The organism is Dinoroseobacter sp. S124A, from assembly GCF_049801015.1.
Lineage (GTDB): Bacteria > Pseudomonadota > Alphaproteobacteria > Rhodobacterales > Rhodobacteraceae > Dinoroseobacter.
Window position 1 is genome coordinate 515741 of sequence record NZ_JBNAGD010000003.1, and the last position, 24949, is coordinate 540689.

Annotated in this window: 25 protein-coding genes and 1 tRNA gene; 9 read left to right on the forward strand and 17 right to left on the reverse strand. The window is 63.9% G+C overall.

The window, feature by feature from the left end; translation table 11 throughout:
* Positions 1-156 precede the first annotated feature (156 nt).
* Positions 157-246: transfer RNA gene (locus ACP15I_RS10350), tRNA-Ser, on the reverse strand.
* A gap of 450 nt (positions 247-696) precedes the next feature.
* On the reverse strand, positions 697-1794 hold the full coding sequence (gene ychF / locus ACP15I_RS10355) for a redox-regulated ATPase YchF (protein ID WP_424966535.1): 1098 nt from the start codon (positions 1792-1794) through the stop codon (positions 697-699).
* A gap of 151 nt (positions 1795-1945) precedes the next feature.
* On the opposite strand from ychF, the gene trpA reads away from it, so the two are divergent.
* Both trpA and ACP15I_RS10365 read left to right on the forward strand, forming a co-directional pair.
* Positions 1946-2737, forward strand: coding sequence for a tryptophan synthase subunit alpha (gene trpA / locus ACP15I_RS10360; RefSeq protein ID WP_424975006.1), 792 nt, complete (start codon positions 1946-1948; stop codon positions 2735-2737).
* 297 nt (positions 2738-3034) lie between these two features.
* Positions 3035-5827, forward strand: coding sequence for a bifunctional aconitate hydratase 2/2-methylisocitrate dehydratase (locus ACP15I_RS10365; RefSeq protein WP_424966537.1), 2793 nt, complete (start codon positions 3035-3037; stop codon positions 5825-5827).
* 74 nt (positions 5828-5901) lie between these two features.
* On the opposite strand, the gene ACP15I_RS10370 is transcribed toward ACP15I_RS10365, so the two are convergent.
* Genes ACP15I_RS10370 through ACP15I_RS10385 form a run of 4 tightly spaced genes read right to left on the reverse strand, consistent with a single transcriptional unit; the run spans position 5902 to position 8801 of the window.
* Positions 5902-6801 carry an SDR family oxidoreductase gene (locus tag ACP15I_RS10370; protein ID WP_424975007.1) on the reverse strand — a complete coding sequence of 300 codons (900 nt, stop codon included), beginning with the start codon at positions 6799-6801 and terminating at the stop codon, positions 5902-5904.
* A gap of 25 nt (positions 6802-6826) precedes the next feature.
* Positions 6827-7414 (reverse strand): NAD(P)H-dependent oxidoreductase, encoded by a 588-nt coding sequence (locus ACP15I_RS10375; protein ID WP_424966539.1) that lies wholly within the window; start codon positions 7412-7414, stop codon positions 6827-6829.
* A gap of 20 nt (positions 7415-7434) precedes the next feature.
* Positions 7435-8358 (reverse strand): hypothetical protein, encoded by a 924-nt coding sequence (locus tag ACP15I_RS10380; RefSeq protein WP_424975008.1) that lies wholly within the window; start codon positions 8356-8358, stop codon positions 7435-7437.
* 38 nt (positions 8359-8396) lie between these two features.
* Positions 8397-8801: a DUF983 domain-containing protein gene (locus ACP15I_RS10385; RefSeq protein ID WP_424975009.1), complete on the reverse strand. Its 405-nt coding sequence runs from the start codon at positions 8799-8801 to the stop codon at positions 8397-8399.
* Between the two features lie 71 nt (positions 8802-8872).
* Here ACP15I_RS10385 and ACP15I_RS10390 point away from each other — a divergent pair, with 71 nt between their 5' ends.
* Positions 8873-9469 carry a TetR/AcrR family transcriptional regulator gene (locus tag ACP15I_RS10390; protein WP_424975010.1) on the forward strand — a complete coding sequence of 199 codons (597 nt, stop codon included), beginning with the start codon at positions 8873-8875 and terminating at the stop codon, positions 9467-9469.
* 5 nt (positions 9470-9474) lie between these two features.
* On the opposite strand, the gene ACP15I_RS10395 is transcribed toward ACP15I_RS10390, so the two are convergent.
* The 10 genes from ACP15I_RS10395 to ACP15I_RS10440 all read right to left on the reverse strand — a co-directional run bounded on the left by ACP15I_RS10395 (position 9475) and on the right by ACP15I_RS10440 (position 17360).
* Positions 9475-9975 (reverse strand): cytochrome b, encoded by a 501-nt coding sequence (locus ACP15I_RS10395; protein WP_424975012.1) that lies wholly within the window; start codon positions 9973-9975, stop codon positions 9475-9477.
* A gap of 37 nt (positions 9976-10012) precedes the next feature.
* A complete protein-coding gene (locus ACP15I_RS10400) occupies positions 10013-10225 on the reverse strand; it encodes a hypothetical protein (RefSeq protein WP_424975014.1) in 213 nt (70 codons plus the stop codon).
* An 80-nt stretch (positions 10226-10305) separates the two neighbouring features.
* Entirely contained in the window at positions 10306-11589 is a 1284-nt protein-coding gene (locus ACP15I_RS10405; protein ID WP_424975015.1) for an ATP-binding protein, read from the reverse strand.
* Positions 11573-12256, reverse strand: coding sequence for a winged helix-turn-helix domain-containing protein (locus ACP15I_RS10410; protein WP_424975016.1), 684 nt, complete (start codon positions 12254-12256; stop codon positions 11573-11575). The genes ACP15I_RS10405 and ACP15I_RS10410 overlap by 17 nt, the downstream gene beginning before the upstream one ends.
* 83 nt (positions 12257-12339) lie before the next feature.
* Positions 12340-12630 carry a PepSY domain-containing protein gene (locus ACP15I_RS10415; protein WP_424975017.1) on the reverse strand — a complete coding sequence of 97 codons (291 nt, stop codon included), beginning with the start codon at positions 12628-12630 and terminating at the stop codon, positions 12340-12342.
* Between the two features lie 108 nt (positions 12631-12738).
* Positions 12739-13407, reverse strand: a complete 669-nt coding sequence (locus ACP15I_RS10420) for a hypothetical protein (protein WP_424966549.1) — start codon at positions 13405-13407, stop codon at positions 12739-12741.
* Positions 13408-13410: 3 nt separating this feature from the next.
* Complete coding sequence (locus ACP15I_RS10425; protein WP_424975018.1) at positions 13411-14811, reverse strand: selenium-binding protein SBP56-related protein; 1401 nt, start codon at positions 14809-14811, stop codon at positions 13411-13413.
* An 85-nt stretch (positions 14812-14896) separates the two neighbouring features.
* Positions 14897-15655 carry an IclR family transcriptional regulator gene (locus tag ACP15I_RS10430; RefSeq protein ID WP_424975019.1) on the reverse strand — a complete coding sequence of 253 codons (759 nt, stop codon included), beginning with the start codon at positions 15653-15655 and terminating at the stop codon, positions 14897-14899.
* Positions 15656-15846: 191 nt separating this feature from the next.
* Entirely contained in the window at positions 15847-16674 is an 828-nt protein-coding gene (locus ACP15I_RS10435) for a GNAT family N-acetyltransferase (protein ID WP_424975020.1), read from the reverse strand.
* Positions 16671-17360: a GntR family transcriptional regulator gene (locus ACP15I_RS10440; protein WP_424975021.1), complete on the reverse strand. Its 690-nt coding sequence runs from the start codon at positions 17358-17360 to the stop codon at positions 16671-16673. Before ACP15I_RS10440 ends, ACP15I_RS10435 begins: the two co-directional genes overlap by 4 nt.
* 221 nt (positions 17361-17581) lie before the next feature.
* On the opposite strand from ACP15I_RS10440, the gene ACP15I_RS10445 reads away from it, so the two are divergent.
* The 6 genes from ACP15I_RS10445 (at position 17582) to ACP15I_RS10470 (ending at position 22841) form a co-directional block, all read left to right on the forward strand.
* Positions 17582-18565, forward strand: a complete 984-nt coding sequence (locus tag ACP15I_RS10445; RefSeq protein WP_424975023.1) for an ABC transporter ATP-binding protein — start codon at positions 17582-17584, stop codon at positions 18563-18565.
* Between the two features lie 35 nt (positions 18566-18600).
* Positions 18601-19866 carry an ABC transporter substrate-binding protein gene (locus tag ACP15I_RS10450; protein WP_424966578.1) on the forward strand — a complete coding sequence of 422 codons (1266 nt, stop codon included), beginning with the start codon at positions 18601-18603 and terminating at the stop codon, positions 19864-19866.
* Positions 19867-19963: 97 nt separating this feature from the next.
* The gene (locus ACP15I_RS10455) at positions 19964-20788 is read left to right on the forward strand and encodes an ABC transporter permease (RefSeq protein WP_424966556.1); all 825 of its coding nucleotides are present in this window, start codon (positions 19964-19966) and stop codon (positions 20786-20788) included.
* A gap of 1 nt (position 20789) precedes the next feature.
* The gene (locus ACP15I_RS10460) at positions 20790-21629 is read left to right on the forward strand and encodes an ABC transporter permease (RefSeq protein ID WP_424975024.1); all 840 of its coding nucleotides are present in this window, start codon (positions 20790-20792) and stop codon (positions 21627-21629) included.
* Positions 21629-22270 carry an aspartate/glutamate racemase family protein gene (locus ACP15I_RS10465; protein WP_424975026.1) on the forward strand — a complete coding sequence of 214 codons (642 nt, stop codon included), beginning with the start codon at positions 21629-21631 and terminating at the stop codon, positions 22268-22270. Before ACP15I_RS10460 ends, ACP15I_RS10465 begins: the two co-directional genes overlap by 1 nt.
* Positions 22271-22343: 73 nt before the next feature.
* Positions 22344-22841, forward strand: a complete 498-nt coding sequence (locus ACP15I_RS10470; protein ID WP_424975027.1) for an AAA family ATPase — start codon at positions 22344-22346, stop codon at positions 22839-22841.
* Between the two features lie 39 nt (positions 22842-22880).
* Here the strand turns inward: ACP15I_RS10470 and ACP15I_RS10475 are convergent, their stop codons facing one another.
* Complete coding sequence (locus tag ACP15I_RS10475) at positions 22881-24707, reverse strand: glycerophosphodiester phosphodiesterase family protein (RefSeq protein WP_424975028.1); 1827 nt, start codon at positions 24705-24707, stop codon at positions 22881-22883.
* Positions 24708-24949 lie beyond the last annotated feature (242 nt).

The following is a 24949-nucleotide window of genomic DNA, read 5'->3' on the forward strand; positions in this document are numbered from 1 at the left end:
CGCCAGTTTGATTGAGGCGGCACCTTGGCCTGTTGCGCGAGAAGCTCCAGGGAGCTCCGCAGCGAATGCGGCCCCATTTGAACCGGTGATGCGATGCCTTAGCACCACGGGCGACTTGGCGCCATTGCCATCGAAACGCATCGTATTGAATGTGGGTGGCGGAGACGAAGGGATTCGAACCCTCGAGACGGTTTCCCGCCTACTCCCTTAGCAGGGGAGCGCCTTCGACCACTCGGCCACGTCTCCGCTGACCCGTCTATCAGCGGCATGTGAGGGAAAACAAGGGCAAATCACAGCCTTTGCAGAAAATGGCGCTAGCGATGGGGCGCGCAGGATGACTTGACGGGGGAGTGGCCGAGTGGCGGCCGTCGGATCCTGTTCCTGGCCTGTCTTATCCAGCAGATGCCGGCAGCTTTATTGCGCCGCGCCAAGATCAGGAACCGGGCTGCCGGAGAGAGGGGGCTCGGTTCTCAGATGGAAGGAAAAGGCAGCGACAGGTCTGGCTCGGGCCTTGCGCGTTATCTGCGCGCGCGGGCTGCGGTCCGGGACGGACACCCTCCGCAGTGGGATCGTCAACCGTGGCCCGAAAGCCGCGTGGCGTGCGAGTGTAACCCCGGGTCGCGTCGCGCTCATGCGCGAGGGTGTCTGCAGGTCTCGGACTGGTGCCCGAAATGCGCCTTGGTCGGCGACCTGGACTCAGGTGTTGAACAGGAAGTGCAGGACGTCGCCGTCCTTGACCACGTAGCCCTTGCCCTCCGCGCGCATCTTCCCTGCTTCCTTCGCCGGTTGCTCTCCACCGAGTGCGACGAAGTCGTCATAGGCGATCGTTTCGGCGCGGATGAAACCGCGCTCGAAATCGCCGTGGATCACGCCGGCGGCCTGAGGGGCATGGGTGCCTTCGGGGATGGTCCAGGCGCGGGCCTCTTTGGGGCCGACGGTGAAATAGGTCTCGAGATGCAAAAGCGCATAGCCCGCCTTGATCAACCGGTCGAGCCCGGCTTCCTCGAGCCCCATCTCGGACAGGAACATCTCGGCCTCGTCGGCTTCGAGCTGGCTGATCTCTTCCTCGATCTGGGCCGAGATGACCACATGGGCCGCGCCCTGCTCGGCGGCCATGGCGGCGACCGCGTCGGAATGGGCGTTGCCGGATCCGGCCGTGGCCTCGTCCACATTGCAGACATAGAGGATCGGCTTGGTGGTCAGGAGTTGCAGCATCCGCCACGCCTTGGCGTCTTCGTCATCCACCTCGACCACGCGCGCGGGCTTGCCATCCTCGAGCGCTTTCATCGCGGCCTTCATCAGACGCTCTTGCTGGACGGCTTCCTTGTCGCCACCGCGCACCTTGCGGACGATGTTCTGCAGGCGCTTTTCGATGCTTTCCATATCCGCGAGCATCAGCTCGGTTTCGATGGTGGCGGCATCGGCGATCGGGTCGACGCGCCCCTCCACATGGGTGACGTCGCCATCTTCGAAGCAGCGCAGCACATGGGCGATGGCGTCGACCTCGCGGATATTGGCGAGGAACTGGTTGCCAAGGCCCTCGCCCTTGGACGCACCCTTCACCAACCCGGCGATATCGACAAAGGTCATGCGGGTGGGGATCACCTGCTTGGATTTGGCGATCTCGGCCAAAGCGTCGAGGCGTGTATCCGGCACGGCCACTTCGCCTACATTCGGCTCGATGGTGCAGAAGGGGAAGTTCGCGGCCTGCGCGGCGGCTGTCTTGGTCAGCGCGTTGAACAGGGTGGACTTGCCCACATTCGGCAGCCCGACAATTCCCATCTTGAAGCCCATGGCGTGCGTCCTCTGCCAGATCCGGTGTCGCGGCTTCTTAGGCGGAAGGCCCCGGCGCTGCAAGCGCGGGGGCCGGGTGATGCGCCACGGCCCATTGATTTCCGCCCCGGTTTTCGCCAAACCCCCTTGGACAGGTTCAAGCGAGGACAGAATGACCCGGATCGACGACACATTTGCGCGCCTCAAGGCTGACGGCAAGAAGGCCTTCGTCGCCTATGTCATGGGCGGAGATCCGGATTACGAGACCTCGCTGGAGATCGTGCGCGGTCTGCCGGGGGCCGGGGTGGATATCATCGAGCTCGGGCTGCCCTTCACGGATCCGATGGCCGATGGTCCGACCATCCAGCTGGCCGGGCAGCGCGCGTTGGAGGGGGGGCAGACCCTCGACAAGACGCTCGATCTGGCGCGGGGCCTGCGCGAGACCGACACCTCCACCCCCATCGTGATGATGGGTTATTACAACCCGATCTATTCGCGCGGGGTCGAAACATTCCTGGCGCAGGCCAAGGAGGCCGGGGTGGACGGGCTGATCATCGTGGATCTGCCCCCCGAGGAAGATAGCGAGCTGTGTATCCCGGCGCAGAAGGCGGGGCTGAACTTCATCCGCCTTGCCACGCCGACGACGGATGATGCGCGCCTGCCCAAGGTGCTGCAGAACACGTCTGGCTTTGTCTATTATGTCTCGATCACCGGGATCACGGGCGCGGCCCAGGCGCAGGCGACGGATGTTGCGCCCGAGGTGGCGCGGATCAAGGCGGCGACCGATCTGCCGGTGATCGTCGGCTTCGGGGTCAGAACGCCCGAGCTCGCCGAAAGCATCGCGGGCACCGCCGATGGCACCGTGGTTGGCTCGGCCATCGTCAAGATGGTGGAAGAGGGCAAGCCCGTGCCCGAGATTCTCGCCTTTGTCGCCGACCTTGCCGCGGGGGCGCATCGCGCCTGAGTCGCTGCGCGGGCGCGTTGCCTGCGCGTCGCGCGGCTGCGCATCCGGCAGGTGCCGGATCAGACGCGTCCAGCTGGTGGCAAATCCGCGCATTCCGACCTTGGTCGGCTGCGAAACCGTTCCTTGAAAGGGCTTTTCATGCTCTGGTCGCCGAGGTGGGCGATATGTCGCCTTTGGCTGATCTTGCCAGGTTCCAGCTTTTAGTATACCGCCGCATACAGTCCGTCTTTTCCCGGTTCCGGACCCTGTGTGCGAGCCGGTGTTCAAGCTCTAGCCAACACATATGTGGGGATCCCAATGAGCCTCTATTCCGAATACCTGACAGAGATCGAAACGCGCAAAGAGCAGGGTCTGAACCCCAAGCCGATTGATGATGGTGCGCTGACCAGCGAGATCATCGCGCAGATCAAGGATACGGGGAACGCGCATCGCGCCGACTCCCTGCAGTTTTTCATCTACAACACATTGCCCGGCACCACCGCCGCCGCACGCCAGAAGGCCGATTTCCTCAAGGAGATCATCCTCGGCGAGGTCGAGGTTGCCGAGATCACGCCGGCCTTTGCCTTTGAGCAGCTGTCCCACATGAAGGGTGGTCCGTCGGTCGAGGTCCTGCTGGATCTTGCGCTTGGCGAGGATGCCGGGATCGCGGCGGATGCGGCGGACGTGCTGAAGACGCAGGTCTTCCTCTATGACGCGGACACCGCGCGCCTCAAGGACGCGCTGGATGCGGGCAATGCCGTGGCCAAGGACATCCTCGAGAGCTATTCCGACGCCGAGTTCTTCACCAAGCTGCCCGAGATCGACGAAGAGGTGAAAGTCGTCACCTATATCGCTGCCGAGGGTGATATCTCGACCGACCTCCTGTCGCCGGGCAATCAGGCGCATTCGCGTGCCGACCGCGAGCTGCACGGCAAGTGCATGATCTCGGAAGCAGCCCAGAAGCACATCAACGAGCTCAAGCTGCAGCATCCGGACAAGCAGGTCATGCTGATCGCCGAGAAGGGCACCATGGGTGTGGGATCGTCGCGGATGTCGGGGGTGAACAACGTGGCGCTCTGGACGGGCAAGCAGGCCAGCCCCTACATTCCCTTCGTCAACTATGCCCCCATCGTGGCGGGCACCAATGGCATCTCGCCGATCTTCCTGACCACCGTCGGTGTGACCGGTGGGATCGGGGTCGACCTGAAGAACTGGGTCAAGAAAGTCGACGAGAATGGCGAGCCGATCCTGAACAATGACGGCAACCCGATCCTCGAGCAGAAATACTCGGTCGAGACCGGCACGGTCCTGTCGATCAACACCAAGGCTCAGAAGCTCTATTCCGAGGATGGCGGCGAAGAACTGGTCGATATGGCCGACAGCTTCACGCCCCAGAAAATGGAGTTCATGAAGGCGGGCGGCTCCTATGCCATCGTCTTCGGCAAGAAGCTGCAGACATTCGCCTGCGAGGCGCTGGGCATCCCGCTCAAATCCGCCTTCGCCCCGGCCAAGGAAATCTCCCATGAGGGGCAGGGCCTGACCGCGGTTGAGAAGATCTTCAACGCGAATGCGTTGGGCGTGGCTTCGGACGCGCCGCTCCATGCGGGCTCGGATGTCCGGGTGAAGGTCAATATCGTGGGCTCGCAGGACACCACGGGTCTGATGACCATGCAGGAGCTCGAGGCGATGGCGGCCACGGTGGTGTCGCCACTGGTGGACGGCGCCTATCAGTCGGGCTGCCACACGGCCTCGGTCTGGGACCTCAAGGCGCAGGCCAACACCCCGCGTCTGATGAAGTTCATGAACGATTTCGGGCTCGTGACCGGTCGTGACCCGAAAGGCGCTTATCACGCGATGACGGACGTGATCCACAAGGTGCTCAACGACATCACCGTGAGCGACTGGGACATCATCATCGGCGGCGACAGCCACACGCGGATGTCCAAGGGCGTGGCCTTTGGCGCAGACTCCGGCACGGTCGCGCTGGCGCTGGCCACGGGCGAGGCCTCCATGCCGATCCCTGAGACGGTGAAGGTGACCTTCAAGGGCGAGATGGCGGACCATATGGATTTCCGCGATGTGGTGCATGCCACGCAGGCCCAAATGCTGGAACAGCATGGCGACAACGTCTTCCAGGGACGGGTGATCGAGGTGCATATCGGGACGCTGCTGGCGGATCAGGCCTTCACCTTCACGGACTGGACTGCCGAGATGAAGGCCAAGGCCTCTGTCTGTATCTCCAATGACGAGACTCTGATCGGGTCGCTGGAGCTGGCAAAATCCCGGATCCAGATCATGATCGACAAGGGGATGGAGCATGACAATGGCACCCTCGCGCGGCTGATCGCCAAGGCGGATGCGCGCATCGCCGAGATCAAGTCGGGCACGAAGCCCGCACTGGTGCCTGATGCCAACGCCAAGTATTTCGCCGAAGTGGTGGTGGATCTGGATGCCATCAACGAGCCGATGATCGCCGACCCGGACGTGAACAATATCGACGTCTCCAAGCGCTATACCCATGACACGATCCGTCCGATCTCGTTCTACAACGCCGAGAAGAAGGTGGATCTGGGCTTTGTCGGCTCCTGCATGGTCCACAAGGGTGACATCAAGATCGTGGCCCAGATGCTGCGCAATCTCGAAGCCGCCCAGGGCAGTGTCGAGTTCAAGGCCCCGCTGGTGGTGACCGCGCCGACCTACAACATCATCGACGAGTTGAAGGAAGAGGGCGACTGGGAAGTCTTGCAGAAGTATTCGGGCTTCGAGTTCGATGATTCCGCGCCCAAGCAGACCGCGCGCACCGAGTACGAGAACATCCTCTATCTCGAGCGTCCTGGTTGTAACCTCTGCATGGGTAACCAGGAGAAGGCCGCCAAGGGCGACACGGTTCTGGCCACCTCGACCCGCCTGTTCCAGGGCCGCGTCGTGGCCGATAGCGAAACCAAGAAGGGTGAAAGCCTGCTGGGTTCGACCCCGGTGGTTGTCCTCTCGGCCATCCTGGGCCGGACACCGACCATGGACGAGTACAAGACCGCGGTCGACGGGATCGATCTGACGAAGTTCGCCCCGCCGAAGAAGGCGCCGATCGACTCGCTCTCCGTGCATTACTGAGCGGCGCGCCCGCCCGGGCGTTCAGATGGGTTCAAAGGCTGGCCGTGGTGACGCGGCCAGCCTTTTGCGTTGGTTCAGGGCGTCTGCGGACGGGCGGAGCGCGAGGTATCGGTCCGGGTCCGGCGGAGCTGAACCTCTTCGGCGAAATGCGTGCTCAACCGTTTGGTGCCGCGCGGCGGGGCGACCATGTCCTGCCCGAGCGCGCTCAGGAAGAACAAGGCGGGCCCGTGGATATGGGCCGGCGTAACCCAGGGCAGCAGTCTGATGGCAGCACGCCGGATCCAGTCCGGCAGGCGCGTGATCCGTGGCGGCGTTCCCAGGGCGGCAAAGGCCGCCTCGGCCAGCTCGGTTTGGGTCAGGATGTCAGGGCCGCCCATGGGGGCGATGCGCCGCCCTTCGGCAATCGCCTCGGCCAGCGCGGCGGCCAGATCCGCCCCGTCAATCGGGTTGAGGCGGAGCTGCCCCGACCCAAAGAGCCAAACCCGCCCCGCCTGCGCCATGGCCAGAAAATCGCTCATATCCGAAAAGAAGCCCGACGGGGCGATGATCGTTGAACGGATCGGCGCCGCAGCCAGCCTGTCTGCAAAGGCTTGTTTGGCGGCTGCAAGCGGGACACCGGGCATCTTGTCGGCGTTCATCACATGGATATAGGCGAAGTGCGGGACCCCGGCGGCGAGTGCCTGGTTCAGGATGTTCAGGTTTGCTTGATAGTCCACATCCCAATAGCCGAGACCGTCCCGCTGGCGCGTGATGCCGAGGGTCGAGATCACCAGATCCACATCTGCCATCACCCCCTCCAGACTATCGGGATCCGTGGCAGCGCCTTCGAACAGTTCCTGCGCCTCCAGATGGGTGCCGCGCGCCTTCTCCGCATCACGGACCAGCGCTCGCACATGCCAACCCTGAGCCTTGTAGTGGCGCGCGATATGGCGACCGAGATAGCCGGTGGCCCCGGCAACGAGAACGGTTTTCATGGTGGTTTCCTCCGAATATGCGGTTTCAGGCGGCCTTCAGCCCGAGCTGGCGGACACGTGCCTGCCATGCGGCGACGGTGCGCGCATCGGGGTGACTGGCTTCGGCAAACTGGGTGACGCGGGTGGGTTTGATCCCGATGAAGCTGAAGATCTGGCAGCGCAACTGCGTCAGGATCGCGTTGTGATAGACAAGGCGCAGCAGCCAGCTCTGGGTGTCCGATGTCAGCAGCACGCGCGCCGTCCGACCGGTGAACATGGGACGGGGCAGGCCAAACCGACGACTGCGCGTGTCAAAGGCGCGTCCGGGCAAGAGCGCACGGTCGAACAGCCCCTTGAGCTTGGCAGGCAGCCCGCCCCACCACATCGGCGTGGCAAGGACGACATGGTCACTCCACTCGATATCGCGCAGCACGCCGTCGAGAGCGGGCTCGAGGGGTTTGAGGGTCTGGTAACCGCCCGCGCCGAAATCGCTGTCAAAAGTCAGATCGGGCAGGTGGGTCATGCGGACCTGGTGCCCGGCCTCCTCGGCGGCTTCGGCATAGCTGAGGGCGAGACTGCGCGAGAGCGATGTCGCCCCGGGATGGCCGTTCAGGATGAAGATGCGTTTGGACATGGGATCGCTTTCGTTTGGGGTCAGCCGATGACCGCGTGCCCGCGGGCGCGCATGCAGGCGATGACGATTTGCTTTCCGTCGCCGGGCGCGGCGGCGTCATTTTCGAGCGTGTTGTTGATCCGCTCCTCGCCGATGCGGGCGTCGTCCTCCACGGTGCCGAAGAGGCTGCCGATTTGACGATCGCGCAAGGACTGCGCGCGGGCGAGGTTCTGACACATGCCCAGATCGCCGGGGAAGTGCGCGTTGCGCGTCCCCTCCACGAGCGGCGTGTAGCGGGCTCCGGCATCGGTGCAGCCGGAGGTCTGGACGATCAGGGCGGTGAGGGTCAAAGTCTTGAGGGTTTCCATGGGGTTGGCTTTCTCTTGAAAGGGGTCACACGCGCGCGACAGCGCAGAGGGTTCTTCGCGCAGCGCATGGCCCACAACCCTCTTCCCGAGGCGGCAGGGGGTGAACCATTCGAGCCCGGTGCTGAGCGGCAGGAGGTCAGATGCCGCGACGACGGCGAGCACGGTTAAAAGGGTGGCGAGGGCCCGGTGCCGGTGAAGCGGGGTGGTGAGGGTCAGCCAGACCGCGAGCTGCAGGGGCATGGACCAGACCAGCCCGTTGACTGCGGATCCGCCGAGCAACGCTGCGGCGCGGATCGGGTGAATGTGCAGCGTGGTGGAAGGCGGTCCGGATCTCACGACGCGCAGCATCATGCCCTCACAGGGTCTTGCGGGCTTGTGGTAGACCCTTGTGCACGGGTTCGGCATTTGGGCCGCAGCCCCGCCGCGGATGGACAGCCAAAGGATCAGCACTGTCACCCGCGCCGCACCGCCATAGCCGAGCAGGCGTACCGCTTGGGGTGCGCCGCGGCCCACCAGCGGGCCGGTCGCGCCGTGATACTCCCACCGAACCGAGGGGAGGGAAGCTTGGGGTGAAATTGACATGCTCAATCTTTTCATGACTGGACGTTCGGTCAAAAAGTCGGGACAAATCGGGTCTAGAAGCCGTGCAAGTGTCTGGCCCATTGCAGGCCGATCATCGCGCCCTTGATCCGCGGAAGCAGGTAGAGAGACAGCGCAACCGCCAGGACCGAAAGCCCTGTCGCCATCACGCCCGGGTGCAGATCCCAAAGACGGTAGAGCGGCACCATCAGGGGCACCACGATATGCCCGACAATCACGATGGTCAGGTAAGCGGGCCCGTCATCAGCGCGCTGGACACTCAGGTCGAGGCCGGAAGCCTCGCAGTTATGTGCCACGCTAAGCCGTCGCTCAAAGAGCCGTCCCCTCCCGCAACGTGGGCAGGTTCTGCGCCACCCGCGCAAAAGGGCAGGCTTGGTCTGTCGTTCTGTCACTGTCTCCATGATATTCTCCGAATCGTTTATGACTGGATGGTCGGTCATGTACGTCTTTTATGACTGGACGTCCAGTCATAATTATGGGACTCTCGCCTCACCTTAGCAAAACGCAGGATATGATGCCCAAGATTGTCGACCGGGAAGAGATGCAGCACGGCATTCTCGACGCCGCCATGAAAGTCTACGCCAAGCGCGGCTACCACGCCGCGACCATTGCCGATGTGGCCAAGGAGGCCGGGCTCGGCAAGGGGACGCTCTACCTCTACTTCAAGAACAAGGAGGCCATCGCGCTGGCCATGGTCGACCGGCATTTCAAAGGGATGGAGGGGCGGTTCTTTCAAGAGCAGATGCCCGACAGCCTCGACGTCTTTGCCGCGAACCTGTCGGAGACCATGAACATCCCCGACGAGCATGCGCGCTTTGTCCGAGTGTTCTTCGAAGTGTTCGGGCCGAGTTTCGCGTCAGACGCGTTCAGCGCCAGGGTCGCGGATTTCTTTGAGCAGCTGGGCGACCACTATGCCGGCCATATTCGTCATCTGCAGGCCATTGGCCAGATCCGGGGCGATGCGGATGCCCAGAAACTGGGCCGGGTCTTTGCCAGTCTCATCGACGGGATGATCCTGCATAAGGGGCTGTTCAGCATCCCATCCGAGCGGCACGACGCCCTGCGCCGTGAAGCTCTGGAGATGTTCGTGCGCGGCCTCGTGGCCTGATCCAGTCAGACCGGAAGGGGGCCGGTCATGCTCTCGAGCACGCCATCGCGGCGGATCAGCTTGTGCCAGAGCGCGCCGGCCACATGGACCAGCAGGAAGAGCGGCAGCGCCGCGAGGGCCAGTTCATGCAGACCCAGCATCGTGCCCAGAAACAACCCGCCCAGGGTCGGGGTCGCATAGGCGAGGGCAGTCCCCAGCCCGGACAGCACGATCAGGAACACGCTTGTATAGAGCCCGCCATGCACGACGCGTGACGCCGCATGCTCCCATCCCGGGGCGGCCTCGGGCAGGCGGCTCGCACCCGCCACGGCTTTCGTCCAGAGCAAACGCAACAGGAACACAGCGCCGAGGCTCAGGGCAAACCCAATCTCGAAGCGAAAGAGCGCCGGATCCGCGAGTTGCGTCACCGAGTCGAGCCCTTTGACATAGCCGAACCCGAGAAGGGCCGCCGAGACCCAGTGCAGGGTCTTGGTCACAAATCCATGGGGCGTCGCGGTCTGGGGCATCTCATCGTTCTCGCTTGGGGTGGGGCAGGGGGTAAGGTCAGATCGTCTGGGCGGCGTCTGCCTTGGCGATCTCCTCTTCGGCCAGTTTGGTCACAAACGGCGCGGCCAGCAGGCCAAGGCCCAGTGCGATCATCCCGCCCATGGCGAGCAGCGCCAGAACGCCGAGGCCCAGCCCGGCCAACGCGCCCCCGACCAGCAGAACAACGGCGCCAGCGAGGATAGAGGTCATCTTGTTGAAGAAGTCGGTCACGTCAGGGTCTCCAGTGTCATCTCTTGTGTTGCGATGAAACTGATATGGAGGTCCGCTGTTACGGGGCTCTGACTGCGAGTTTACAATTCTGCAAACTTCAGGCTCACGCGCAGGCCTGTGGGCGTGTTCTCGGACAGAACCAGCTTGGCGCCGTGTCGATCCGCGACCGCGCGCACCAAGGCCAAGCCCAGTCCGCTGCCATCGCTTTGCCGGGCTGCGTCGAGACGCACCATGGGTTTGATGATGTCGCCGTAGCGCGCCGGGTCGACGCCCGCGCCGTTATCGGCAACGCCGATCTCAGTGCCACGGACAAAGAGCGTGATCTCGTCGCCGCCATAGACCAGCGCGTTCTGGATCAGGTTCGCCATGGCCTGGATCAGCATCTGCCGGTCTGCGGTCACCGTGGCGGTTGCCTCGATGGTGCGCAGGGGCCGCTTGCCCTCCTCTTCGATCACAGGGCCAAAGATCTCGGACAGCTCCTCGGCCAGCGCGCCGAGATCCACAGGCTCAAACCCCTCGCGGCCCTGCCCGGCCTCGATCCGCGCCACACGCATGATCGTGTCAAAGATCCCGGCCAGACGGGATGCTTCTTCTAGGGCCGCCCCGCGCTCGGGCCCGTCGGGGAGGGCCTCGAGCCGGGCGCGCAGCCGCGCCAGAGGCGTGCGCAGGTCATGGGCGAGGCTCGCGCTCAGATTGCGGGTCTGGGCCACCAGCCGTTCCAGTTCGGCCGCGGCCATATCCAGTTGCCGCGCGATGTCGTCCAGATCGTCGATGGCTCTCGTGTTGCCTGTGCGGGCCTGCAAATCCCCGGCTGCCAGCCGGTCGAGCGTGTCGGTGATCCGGATCATCCGGCGCTGGGCGACCAGCCCGATCCCAAGCCCCAGCGCGAGGTTCAGTCCAAGCACCAGCAGGGCGGTGGTCCAGAGCACCCCGCCCAAAAGCTCCAACGCCTCGTCGCTGTCGTCGAGCGGCAGCGCGAGGAGGATTGGCGTGCCTTTGCTGTCTGGTGCGACCATGACGCGCCAGTCTTCCGAGCGGCGGAAGTCATCGCGCAGGCTGACGGTGCCACCGCCCCGCGCGGCGACGCGTTCAAAGGCCGGGGGCAGGTCCCCAAGGGCGTCCAGCGGGCGCACGATTACGGCGAAGGACTCGCTCGGCACATCGTCGATTTCCATCGCCGCGGCCAGTCCGCTCAGGGAGTCGTCGACCCGGCGCAATAGTGCATCGCGCCCGATGCTGAGCGCGATGAGGATGGCCACCACCATCCCGAGCGTAAAGATCCCCGACAACAGCAGGGTCAGCCGCAGGGTCGAGGACCGCCGCAGCCAGCGCAGTCGCGCCGTGAGGCTAGCGACCAAAGACATAGCCCTCCCCGCGCCGGGTCCGCAGAAGCGGGGCGTCGAAGGGTTTGTCGATCTTGGCACGCAGGCGGCTGATATGCGTCTCGACCACGCTCGTGGTCGGGTCAAAGCTCATGTCCCAGACCTGTTCCAGAAGCATGGTGCGCGTGACCAGCCGTCCGGGCCGCCGCATGAAATACTCCAGCAGCTTGAATTCCTTGGCCATGAGCTCGATCACCTGCCCCTGCCGCTCGCAGCGCCGTGCCAGCAAATCGAGACTGAGATCGCCGAAGCGCAGCACGGTTTGGGCCGCGGCTCCGGCCTCGCCCCCATCCCGGCGGCGACCCAGCGCGTTGACCCGCGCCGAAAGCTCGGCAAAGGCGAAGGGCTTGGTGAGGTAGTCATCGCCACCGGCCTCGAATCCCTCGACCCTTGCATCCACCTCGGCCAGCGCCGTCAGGAACAGCGCCGGCGTGCTGTCCTTGGAGGCGCGCAGGGATTTCAGCACCGCCAACCCGTCGAGCCCCGGCACCATCCGGTCGAGGATGAGGAGCTCGTATTCCGTCCCCATGGCTGCCATCAGGGCGTCCTTGCCATCCGAGAAGTGATCCACCGTATGGCCTTCTTCACGCAGGCCACCGGCGATCCAGGGGCCCAGCTGTGTATCATCTTCGAGAAGGAGTATGCGCATACAAATCCTTAAGCCGGATCTGGCCCAAGGGGAAGGCTCGGCCGGCTTGCGGCCCCTGAACCCGGGGGCCTGCGCCCGGGGCGTCATCCCTCTCGCTCGATCTCGAGGATCTCGCCGGTTTCCGCAGAAATCTCGACCTCCAGCTCGATGCCATCGGCCCCGAGGATCTCGATCTCGTAGATCAGCTGGCCGTCATCCCGCTCCAGTTCGGCCTCTTCGAAAGTGCCGGGCACCTCTGCCAGGGCGATGGTCACGGCCTGCTCTTCGGTGAGCGAGACCTGCTCGGCCAAAGAATGGGCGGAGACCGTTGTCATCAGGCTTGCGGCGCCGAGCAATCCGATCAGGGCACTTGCGGTGATGGTCTTCGGGGTCATGTGTCTCTCCTTGTGGGGGCGAAGGCGGTGTGCCTTCCGATACACAGGAGATGGGAGGCCCGGGTTACGTCGCCCTTGGGCCAAGTTTACAATTCTGTAAGCTGGCGATCAGTGGCCGGTCAGGGCCGAAAGCAGTCCAAAGATTCCCACGGCAATCAGGCTGAGCGCCCAGACCAGATCGAGGTTGAACCAAGTCTTGGACAGGAATTTCAACCCAAGCCACAGGTAGATCCCCACCGCGACCACGCCGCCCGCGAAGGTCATGGAAAACGTATGGGCCAGCGCCACGAGAAACGCCGTTGTGATGTTGTTGCTCATCAGGCTCTGCGCGGCCAGGTGCCCGGTCTCATCCGCGCCGATGGCACAGATCCCGAGATAGATCGGCACCAGCATCAGCCCCGCGCCATGGGCCATGGCCGCAAGAAAGGACCAAAGGGCCAGCCGCGCCGGATGGACCCGGGCGAGAAACTTCGGGTGGCGTCGGTTGATCAGCAGATAGACCCCCATGGCGATCACCAGCAGTCCGGCGACGATGCGGATCTGCGCCTCCCATTCCACGAGGAAGATCATCACCGAAAACGGCAGCAGGATCCCGATCATGGCGAGGAAATGCCCCGCCGCCAGCATGGCCAGCGCCTTGGGCAGAGCGCTGTGCTTGCGCTCCATCAGGGCGGCCGAGACCGCGAGGGGCCAGCCCATCCCGGGATTGATCCCGTGATAGAAGCCAGAAAAAATGACAGCCCACCAAAGGGCTGTCACAGAGGTGATGTCGTCCATGCCTCAGACGGATGGGTAGCAGAAGCTGTCGGTCGAGCAATCGCCCCCTTCGAGCCGGATCTGGTGCGACCGCAGGCCCTCGGGGAAATCGATATAGAAGTCCGTGTTCAGCGTCAGGCCCCCGTTCTCGCCCACATCGGCCATGACCATCTGTCCGCCTTCGTCATTCGGATAGAACTGGTCATCCCAAGTGGAATAGAGCGAGTTGGTCCAGTAGACCCGCTTGCCGTCCCGGCTGATCTCGACCATTTGCGGCCCATAGGCAAAATCCTTGCCGTTGGGATGCTTGGTGCCCCGGGCGATCCCGCCGAGCTCGACCTTGCCGGCCAGAACCGGGTTCATCGGGTCCGAGACGTCGTATTGATGCATCTCGCCCAGTCCCCAGCAGGCCACGTAGAGATACTTGTCGTCGAGGCTCAGATCGATATCCGTCACCAGCGGCGGCACAGCCCCAAACCCCTGGAGGAGCGGCGGCAGGTTCTCGGGATCCTCGGGGCGCGGGTCGATGGTGATCGTCTTCTTGGACTGCCAGACCCCATCGTCATCCCGCCACCAGGTGAAGATCGCGCCCTGCAGGTTCGTGGTGTCGACCACCACGCCGCAGAACCCGTAGGATTTGGTCGGGTCATGGGCCGGACGGATCTCGAGCGCCATCTGGTAGTTCTCGCCGAAATCCATGGTCTGAATGTTCTTGCGCGCGCGCAGATCCCAGAAGTGGATCGAATGGCCGTATTTGTTGCTGAGAAGGTCCTCGGGCACGACCCCGTTCTCGAATTGCGGCGGCAGGCCCCATTCCGAGCTGACCATGTAGTCCTGAGGCAGGTTCCACCAGAAGTCGTAATGCTTGTCCTGCTTGCCCCGGTCCATCTCGTACTGGCCGATGATCTCGAAGGTCTCGCAATCCATGATGAAGATCCCCGGAGGGCCGTCCGTACCATCCTCGCCGCCACCGCCGAGGCAAGAGACATAGATGCCCTCGGGGCCGCAATGGATCGTGTGCGGGCGGGAATAGCCGGTCTTGGCAAAGAGCTCCTCGGGCTCGATCGTCTTGTGGATCTTGGCCTTCAGCGGTTCTTTGACATCGATGACATAGATCCGCGACGACCGGATCCCCGGCACGATCAGATAGCGCCGTTCGAGAAAGGCATGGCCCGTCAGCGGCGAGAGCGCTGAAGAACACGCATTCCAGCCGAAATGGTGAAACTCGTCGCCGGTATTGGGCACGATCACCTGATGCACGATCTGGCCATAGGTTTCGGATTCGGGTTTCAGGTCGATCACCGCGATCCCGTCCGATTGCGAGCCATCGGGGCTGAGCATGACGGTAAATGCGTAATTCTCGACCGGGGCCTGCATCGCCAGCTTGGGCGAGGCGTGAAAGGTCGGGTCTGGTCTTAGGTTCATTGATTGTCCTCCCTGATCATCAATGCTGTCCGGTCGTCCGGATCTTGGGTTGGGGGCTGGGCCCCTCATTTCTGGGTCGTCTGGGTCAAACCTCCGCGACATTGCAGAGCTGGATCGCCCCGCTGATTTTCTCTGACAGGTCCTTCAGCTTGGCGCCGATCTCCATCCTGGCCGCGGTGCCAAAACGGCGGACCGGGCCAACGGCGCCAATGCTGAAGGTTGCGCCCACCGTGCCGATCGAAACCGGGGCGGCGACGCTGGCGATGCCGATGTCGATTTCCTGATCGCAATCGGCAAAACCGCGCTCGGCGATGAGCGCGAATTCCTGGCGCAGGGCCTCCTTGGTGGTCTTGGTGTGCTCGGTATATTCCCGCAGGCTGTTGGACAGGATGTCCTCCTGAAACTCGGGTTCGGCAAAGGCGGCAATCGCCTTGGAGCAGGAGCAGGCATGCATGGGCCGCACCCCGAGGCCCGGGTGGATGAACGCCCGCGCCGGATCATGGGGCGTCTCCACGTGGATGATCTCGACCCTGCGGTCGCGAAAGCGCGCGAGAAACACCGTTTCGTTGTAGCTATCGGCCGCCGAGCGCATCAGCGGCGCAGAGCATCGCCGGACATCCACGTCGGACTTGCCCAAAAGCGCGATGCGGATCATCCGCTCCCCGATAATGTAGCGCCCGTCGCCGGCGGGATCCTCGATCATATGCTGTTCGAGCAGGGACTGGATCAGGCGATAGCAGGTGGGCTTGGGCAATCCGGTCGCGCGCTGCAGCTCGGTCACCGACACCGGGCGCCCGGCGACGGCAATAACTTCGAGCAGAGTGACCAGACGGCCGAAATGCATGTCGCGGAGCCTATCGCAGTATGAGACCTTGTCTCATGTGAAGGGACTCTTCTGAGTCCAATCAAGTATAATTTACCAGCACAGCCCCGAATATGCCGGAAAAAATGCCTGCGAAGCGATCAAAGTTGGTTTTTGGTCCCTGCGTCAAGCCAAAGCGGTCCGGGTGACGCATCGCGGAGCGCGGGGGACCCCTAGCCGAGCTCCAGGCTCGTCACCGCAAAAAGCGGAGCTTCCGGGCTGGCAAACGCGCCGCGATACATGCGGGCGGTGCGAAAGCTCGGCGTCATGCCATGACCTTCGCAGATCGCCGTCAGGGCGGTCGCACTTTGCGGTACATCGATGATCAGCGCGCAACCGGCCCAGTTCGACGCATGGGTCAGGAGCGCCTCGGCGATCTCTGGGCTGTCGGCCTGCAGCGGACCGATCTTGGCCCCCTCGCCGCAGCGGCGCACGGTACAAAGCCCCGCAATCTGCTCGCCTTTTTCAAAGACGAAGGTCTGGCGGGTTTCCGCAGGCAGGAACCAGGCGCGCAGATAGGCCGGTTTGGCCACGCCCGAGGCCGCGCCTTCCCGCGCGATGAGCGATGGCAGATCCCCAGAGCTTGCCGGGCGGATCGCCGCGCTTGCCCGGGCGGGCAGTGTCCCGGAATACCGGCTGGTGCCGCTCGCATGGACAAAACCCGAAGCGGCGTAGTTCGCCTGCTGGTCCTCGACGCCGTCCAGCCCCACCGTGCGATCGCCCGCATAGGCCAATGCATGGGTCCAGAGCGCCAGACCGATCCCTTTCCCACGATGGGTCGGGCGGACGATGTAGAGGCCCAGAAACGTATAGTCCGGACTGTGGTTCACGACCGAAATCGCCGCGACCGGATGGCCCTCGTGGCGCGCGATGAAGAACCCCTCCGGATCCGCCTGATAAAACGCCGCGGCGTCCTCAAGCCCGGGGTTCCACCCCTCCTCGGCGGCCCAGCTCAGGATCTCGGCGAGGTCTTCCTCGGTGGCGGTGCGAAATTCTGTCATTTGAGCAAGGCATCCCTGAGAGAATCCGTCCGATCCGGTTGCGCGCGCAGATCGAGTTGCGACACGAGGTCGAGCAGATGTCCGGCCATCAGTTCTTCGGCCGTTTCCCCATCATGGCTGGCCAGAGCCCGCACCAGCGCATGATGGGCATTGCTTTCGCACAGCGCGTTGCGCCGTTGCCAGTAGAGCGCGATGACCAGCGATGAGCGCGAGATGAGCTGCTGAACGAAGCCTTCGATGGTTTTTTGGTCGGCCATACGCGCGATGATGCAGTGGAACTCGCCCGACAGCTTGAGCGCGAGCCCGGCCTCGTCCCGGGCCAGGGCCGCATGCTCGCGGTCGATATGGTCGTTGAGCTGGGTGATGTCGGCGGGGGTGGCGCGCTCGGCGGCGGCGCGCGCGGTGCGCGGCTCCAGCAGGGCGCGGGCCTCGAACACTTCGCGGGCCTCCTTGATCGACGGTTTGGCGACAAAGGCCCCGCGATTGCGCTGGATCGTGACGAGCCCGCCATGTTCCATCGCGCGCAAGGCCTGACGCACCAGCGTGCGGCTCACACCGAAGATCTCGCCGACCTCGTCCTCGCTGAGCTTGGCGCCCGGCCTCACCCGGTGCTCGTGCACGGCTTCGGTCAGCTGTGCGACGATTCCATCAACGGATGATACTTGGCCTGAGGACATGGCGGGCATGGTTACTCTCCTGGCTCAAGCTTGGCGAGGGACAGCCGCCCGCGCAACATTGAACACAGTGAGGGTTAAAATCGTATACAATCCTTGCCTAGATTTTGAACAATAAATCGACGCCATGCCCTGATGCAGTCAAAAGCGCGCCTCGCTGCGGCGGATCTGCGAAATTCCTTAGAGGTTGCGCGCCCGGCTGGTGAACCTTGTGGAGACACCGCGAGGATATCATGAGCCAAGACCTGGATCTGGAGCTGTTCAACCTGACCAAGCGCTACGGCAAGACCGTGGCGGTGGATGCGATTTCGTATCACTTCGATGCGGGCACCTATGCCTGTCTGCTGGGGCCGTCGGGTTGCGGCAAATCCTCGACCCTGCGGATGATCGCCGGACATGAGAGCGTGTCGGACGGAGCGGTGCTGCTCGCCGGGCGGGACATCTCGCACCTGCCGCCCGCCAAGCGTGGCACGGCGATGATGTTTCAGAACTACGCGCTGTTCCCGCATCTCTCCGTGCTCGAGAATGTCGGTTTCAGCCTCAAGATGCAGGGGGTGGACGCCGCGACCTACCGCAAGCGGGCCAAGGAGATGCTGGAGCTGGTGGATATGGTCCCGCTGGCGGATCGTCTGCCCGAGCAGCTCTCGGGCGGGCAGCAGCAGCGTGCCGCCCTTGCCCGTGCGCTGATCACCGAGCCGCAGGTGCTCTTGCTGGATGAGCCGCTCTCGGCGTTGGACCCATTTCTGCGGATCCGGATGCGCGGGGAGCTGAAACGGTTGCAGCGCGAACTGGGGATCACCTTCATCCACGTCACCCATGGTCAGGACGAGGCGCTCGCGCTGGCCGATGAGATCGTGGTGATGAACAACGCGGTGATCGAACAGGCGGGCAAGACCCGCGCCGTATTTGATGCGCCCAAAACCGCCTTCGTGGCAAAGTTCCTCGGCTCGCATAATGTGGTCGCCATGCCCGAGGGCACGCTGGCCATCCGCGCCGATGCGCTGGAGCTGCGCGCGCCAGAGGGGGCGCGGCTGCCGGGCACGATTACCAACATTGAATATCAGGGCACGCATGTGGCGCTGACCGCCGCCATTCCCGGCGATCAGGAGGTCACCGCCTTGCTGTCCGACAAGGAATTCTTCGGGAATCCGAAGGAGTTGGGAGAGGCCATCGGTCTCGACTGGGAGGCCGCGGCGGCGCACGCCTTGGCCAGTTAACGAACGCATAGCACAGGGAAACTGCCATGACGACGATTCCAAAGATCCGCTATTCGCGCCGGTCCATGCTCAAAGCAGGTGGCGCGGCGGTGGCGGCCGCCGCGCTTCCGGCTCCAATGGTATGGGGACAGGCCATCAAGGATGTGACACTGCGCCAGTTTGGCACCGGGGTGTCTAACCTCAATGAAGTGGCCGACAAGGTCAAGGAGGACCTCGGCTTCACGCTCGAGATGACCGCGCTCGATTCCGACAGCGTGACCCAGCGGGCCGCAACCCAGCCCGACAGCTTCGACATCGCCGATATCGAATACTGGATCTGCAAGAAGGTTTGGCCGACCGGCAACCTGCAGGCGATGGATACCTCGAAGATCGCCAATTACGACAAGATCGTGGGCACGTTCCGCTCCGGTAAACTGACGCCGGACAGCGTGATCGCCCAGGGCACCGCACCCCACACGGTCGGCTTCACCTCTGGCCCGAATGGCAAGGACTTTGTGGCCGAGGAATCCGGCTGGATGACCCTGATCCCCACGATCTACAACGCGGACACGCTGGGCATCCGCCCGGACCTGATCGGCCGCCCGATCAAGAACTGGTCCGAGCTGCTCAACCCCGAGTTCAAGGGCAAGGCCTCGATCCTCGACATCTCGTCCATCGGCATCATGGACATGGCCATGGTCGTGGAATCCATGGGCGAGTACACCTATCCCGACAAGGGCAACATGACCCGCGAAGAGATCGACATGACGCTCGGGATCTTCACCGAGGCCAAGCGCAATGGTCAGTTCCGGGCCTTCTGGAAATCCTTCGACGAGAGCGTGAACCTGATGGCCTCGGGCGAGGTGGTGATCCAGTCCATGTGGTCGCCCGCGATCACCGCGGTGCGGTCCCAGGGCATTCCCTGCGTCTACCAGCCGCTCGAAGAGGGCTACCGGTCCTGGGGTGGCGGCATTGGCCTGTCCAAGTCGCTCTCGGGGATCGAGCTCGACGCGGCCTATGAATACATCAACTGGTACCTCTCCGGCTGGGTCGGCGGCTTCCTGATGCGCCAGGGCTACTACTCGGCGGTGCCGGAAACCTCCAAGAACTTCATGTCTGAAGACGAGTGGGGCTTCTGGTTCGAGGGCAAGCCCGCCGCAGGCGATATCACCAACCCGTTCGGTCAGGTGATGGAGAAAGCTGGCGCCGTGCGCGATGGCGGCTCCTTCTACGACCGCATGGGCGCTGTGGCCTGCTGGAACGCCGTCATGGACGAGAACCAGTACATGGTCCGGAAGTGGAACGAGTTCATCGCGGCCTGATCCGCGATCCCGCCGGAGGGCTCAGGTCCTCCGGCATCCCTGTCGACCGACCCAATGGACCCGAGGCACCGTGCGGAACAACTCGCTCATAGGCTGGATGCTGGCCTCCCCCCTGACGCTCGTGCTCGCGGTCTTCCTCGTGGCGCCGATTGTGATGATCATCGTGGTCAGCTTCTGGGGCGCGACGGAGTGGTCGATCTATCCGGCTTTTCAGTTCGACAATTACGAGTTCCTGCTTTCCTCGGATGTGACCTACCGGGTCTTCATCAACACGTTCAAATACGCTGCGATCACGTGGGTCTTTACCCTGCTGATCGGGTTCACGGTCGCCTATTACCTCGCCTTTCACATCCGCAGCCTGACCTGGCAGATCGCGCTCTTCCTGCTCTGCACGATCCCGTTCCTGACCTCGAACATCATCCGGATGATCTCGTGGATCCCGTTTCTCGGGCGCAACGGGCTCGCAAACTCGACGCTCGTCTCCTGGGGTGTGATCGACGAGCCGCTGGACTGGCTGCTCTTCAGCGATTTCAGCGTCATCCTCGCCTTCGTCCATCTCTATACGCTGTTCATGGTGGTGCCGGTCTTCAACACCATGATGCGGATCGACAAGTCCCTGATCGAGGCTGCCGCCGATGCGGGTGCCTCGGGGTGGCAGACCCTGTGGTATGTGATCATCCCGCTGACCAAGCCCGGGATCATGATCGGCACGATCTTCGTCGTCGCATTGGTGATGGGCGATTTCATCACCGTGCGGTTCATGTCCGGCAGTCAGTCCGCGAATGTCGGGCGGATGATCCAGAATGATATCGGGTTGCTGCAATACCCCTCGGCCTCGGCCACGGCGGTGATCTTGCTGGTCACGGTGCTCTTGCTGATCGGGACGCTCTTGCGCTTCGTCGACATCCGGAAGGAGCTCTGAGATGGAGCCGCGCCCCAAATCCTTCTACGTGCTGACGGTCTTTTTCGTCCTTTTCCTGATCTTCCTCTACGGCCCCACGCTGACCATCGGGATCCTGTCCTTTCAGGGGCCCGGGGGTGGGCTGACCTTTCCCATGCGCGGCACCTCGCTGCACTGGTTCCGGGATCTGTTCGAACAACAGGCCGTGGGCGATATCTGGGGCTCCTTCTCGCGCTCGCTGGTGCTGGGGCTGATGGTGATGGTCACCACGGTGGTGGTCTCGGTCATGGGCGGGCTGGCCTTTCGCAAGCGCTTCGCGGGCTCGACGGTGCTGTTCTACCTGCTGATCACCTCGCTGGTGATCCCGTCGATCCTCGTGTCGCTGGGGGTCGGGCTGATCTGGTCGCAATCGGGGTTGCCGGTCCACTGGGCCAGCTCGGGCTTCGGGGCGCAGCTCACCTGGACGCTGCCCTTCGGGATGCTGATCATGTTCGCCGTCTTCAACCGGTTCGATCGCAGCTACGAGGAGGCCGCCCGCGATCTGGGCGCCACCCCCTGGCAGGTGATCCGCCACGTGGTCCTGCCGATCATCGCGCCCTCGCTAATCGGGGTCGCACTGTTCGGTTTCACGCTGAGCTATGACGAGTTCGCCCGCACCCTGTTGACCTCGGGCAGCCACAACACCCTCCCGCTGGAGATCTTCGGGATGACCACCAATGTCACGACGCCGGTGCTTTTCGCGCTGGGGACGTTGACCACGGTCTTCTCGCTGCTGGTGATCGTGCTCTTTCTGCTGATCGTCTGGCTCACCGGACGCCGGCGCGCGCGCCAGGGCTCCGATGCGGGTCAAGGCATGGTGTGATGGCGATCAAGATCATCAATCCCAACAGCACGACATCCATGACCGAGGCGATGCTCCGCACCGCCCGGCAGGCCGCCCCGGATCTGGTCTTTGACGGCTGGACCTCGACCGACGGTCCTCCGGCGATCCAGGGCGAGGCCGATGGCACGCGCGCCACGCCCCCCTTGCTGGAACTTGTCGCCCAGGCCTCGGATGACGGGGCCGAAGGGATCATCATCGGTTGTTTCGATGATACGGGGCTGGTCGCGGCAGCCGCGCGTGCGGCCTGTCCCGTGATCGGGATCGGGCAGGCGGCCTATCATTTCGCCGCCCTCCGGCACTGGCGGTTCAGCGTTGTGACCACGCTGGGCGTGTCGGTTCCCGTGCTCGAAGGAAACATCGCCGCGCTCGGATTGGGGGCCTATCTCGCCCGGGTGCGGGCCTCCGAGGTGCCCGTGCTGGCCCTGGAAAGCGACCCGGAGGCCGCCAGCCGCGCGATCATGGCCGAAGCCGTCACCGCGGCCAGCGAAGACGGGATCGATGCCCTGATCCTCGGCTGCGCGGGCATGGTCCATGTGGTAGCCGATGTCACCGGAGCGCTGGATATCGAAGTGATCGACCCGGTGGCTTGCGCGGCGCGCAGCTTTGCCTGGCTGACCTGAGCCCCCGCGGGCTGGCCAAATGCGGGCTCAGACGGGATACTCCCCGGGTTCTGTGCCGCGAAAGGAATGCCCGATGTCCGACCAGCCCCCCGTGCTCCACATGCTCTGCGGCAAGATCGCCGCGGGGAAATCCACCCTCGCGGCGGAGCTCTCCTCCGCGCCCAAGACCATCCGGATCAACGAGGATGACTGGCTCGCGACCCTCTTTGCCGACCAGATGGAGACGCCCCGGGATTTCATGCGCTGCTCGACCAGACTGCGCGCGGCGATGGGGCCACATATCGTGGCGCTGTTGCGCGCGGGGCTGTCAGTCGTGCTGGATTTTCAGGCCAATACCGTCGATGCCCGAGCCTGGATGCGCGGGCTCTCGAGCGAGGCGGGGGCGGATCACCGGTTGCATCTGCTTACGGCGTCCGATGCGATCTGCCTTGCGCGGCTCAAGGCCCGCAACGCAGGTGGGGACCATCCCTTTGCCGCGACCGAAGCGCAGTTCCATCAGGTCACCAAGTTCTTTCAGCCGCCATCTGAGGATGAGGGGCTGACCGTGATCCGCCACGATCCGGCGGTTTAGTCCCCGGGCAGCGCGCAAACGGCCTCGACCGGGGCTGGGCTAGGGGCTGTTATCCCGCCCTGTCTCGATCGATTGGCTCAGGCCAAACCGTTCGAGAAACACCAGAACCATCCGTTCATGGGGTGTCAGCTCGTCACGCTGGGCAATGACCTCGCGGGCGAGAGCAGGCTCGTCGGTGATCAGCCCGTCCACGCCCAGCGACATCAGGGACAGCATCTCGAGCGGGTCGTTCACGGTCCAGGCGAAGACCTGCTTGCCCGCGCCATGGGCCTGCCGCAGCAGCCGGGGCGTCACCAGCGCACTGTTCACTGCGACGAACTCCCCTTCGAGCCGCGCGAGGTTGCCGATCGCCGTGGCCGCGAGCACGCCTGAAGGCCAGTCCGGGCGCAAGGCCTTCATCTTGGTGACCGCCGGGTATTTCAGGGACATGGTCGCCACCTGATCGGCCATGCCCGCAGCCTCGACCAGATCGACGGTGCGGGCCTCCAGCGCCTCGTCATGACCATAATACTTCAACTCGATCAGCAGATGCGCGCGGTCCCGCACGACCTCTAGAACTTCGGCCAGGGTCGGCACGCGCGCATCGGCAAAACTCGGATCGAACCACGAGCCGATATCGATCCCGGCTAGATCCTCTGCCGTGGCGTCCCAGACCTTGAGGTTCACAGCCGAAAGCTTCATGAAATCGCTGTCATGCATGACGATCACGGTGCCATCCGCGCTCTCCTGCACGTCGATCTCCACCCAGTCCGCCCCGGCCTCCAGCGCCCCACGGATCGAGGCGAGCGTGTTCTCGGGAAACGCGCCCGCGGCCCCGCGATGGGCGATCACCTCCACCGGGCCTTCATTCTGAACCTGCGCGATCAGCGCATAGGCTGAACTGAGCCCGATCACGACCAGCGCTGCGGCGGCCAGAGCGAGCCGCCGGGGCGAGAGCAGACCGGGGATCTGGGCTGGCGGTTCCGGCGTGGTCATCGGGCCCTCGTAGCTCCGCCCCAGGATCCGCGCGAGCGCCCCGATGGAGATCGCCGCCACCACAAACCCGGCCACCGCCCACAGCGATGTCAGCACCAGTGCCAGCGCCAGGCGCAGCTCGAACGCCCCGCCCGGCATCTGCGCGCCCAGCTGCAACAGCCCGACAAAGAGCGCCCCGACAGCCAGGACCAGTGCCGTGCGGATCCCGTACCAGATCGCCAGATTGGTCAACAGCGCCAGCTTTCGACCGCGCATGGCCGCGCGGCTCAGTCCGAAACTCGCATGGGCCGTTGCCCCGCCAAAGAGCACGAAATGCAAAGACAGCGCCCAGGCGAGAAGCTGGCTCAGCAAGAGCGGCACCGCGATGATCGCCAGCCCGACGCCAATGGCGACCGCCTTGACGAATTCCGGCGGATGCTCGGTGAGGTAGAAGTTGATGTCATAGGCCCCAAGCAGGTGCTGCGTGCTCAGCACACCGACAAGGGCAAAGGGTCCGGTGATCAGCAAAACCCGCAGGACCAGCTCCGCCGCGTAGCGCATGAGGCGCGGGAACAGCACGACCACCTGTCGCAAGGCCCGGGGGATCGCCCGCACGCCCAGCCGATCCGGCGATCGCAGATCGAGCGTGATCGCCGCAAAGCCGATCACTGTGCCCACAAGCACCAGTCCGGCCACCGCCAGAAACAGCGGGAACCCAAGCGGTGAAAGGATGAAATACGCAATGTCCTGATCGGTCAGTGCGCTTTGCCCTGAAACCAGGATCGCCAGCTGTACCGCAAGACCCAGAAGCGGTGCGATCACCGCAAGACTGAGTAGCCGAACGCCGAGAACGACAGGGATGACGAAGCCACGGTTGGTCCAGGCGTCACGATAAGCAGGCAGCACATTCATGGCCCCACTACGCAAGGGCGCGCCCGGTTTTGCAACCCGCAACCTGATCCCTCATCTTGCCGCCGCGCAAGCGATAAGCCGCGCTCCGAGGGATCGGAGCGCGGCTTTTTCGTGTGGGTGCGAGGGCGAAACGACCGGCCCCCTGGACTTCGGGGGACCGGTCTTTCGCGACGCACCTGGGGATTTTGTCCGTTTCAGGGGGAGGCTGTCGGGGACGGGGTGCGGTGTCGCGTGGGGCGGCC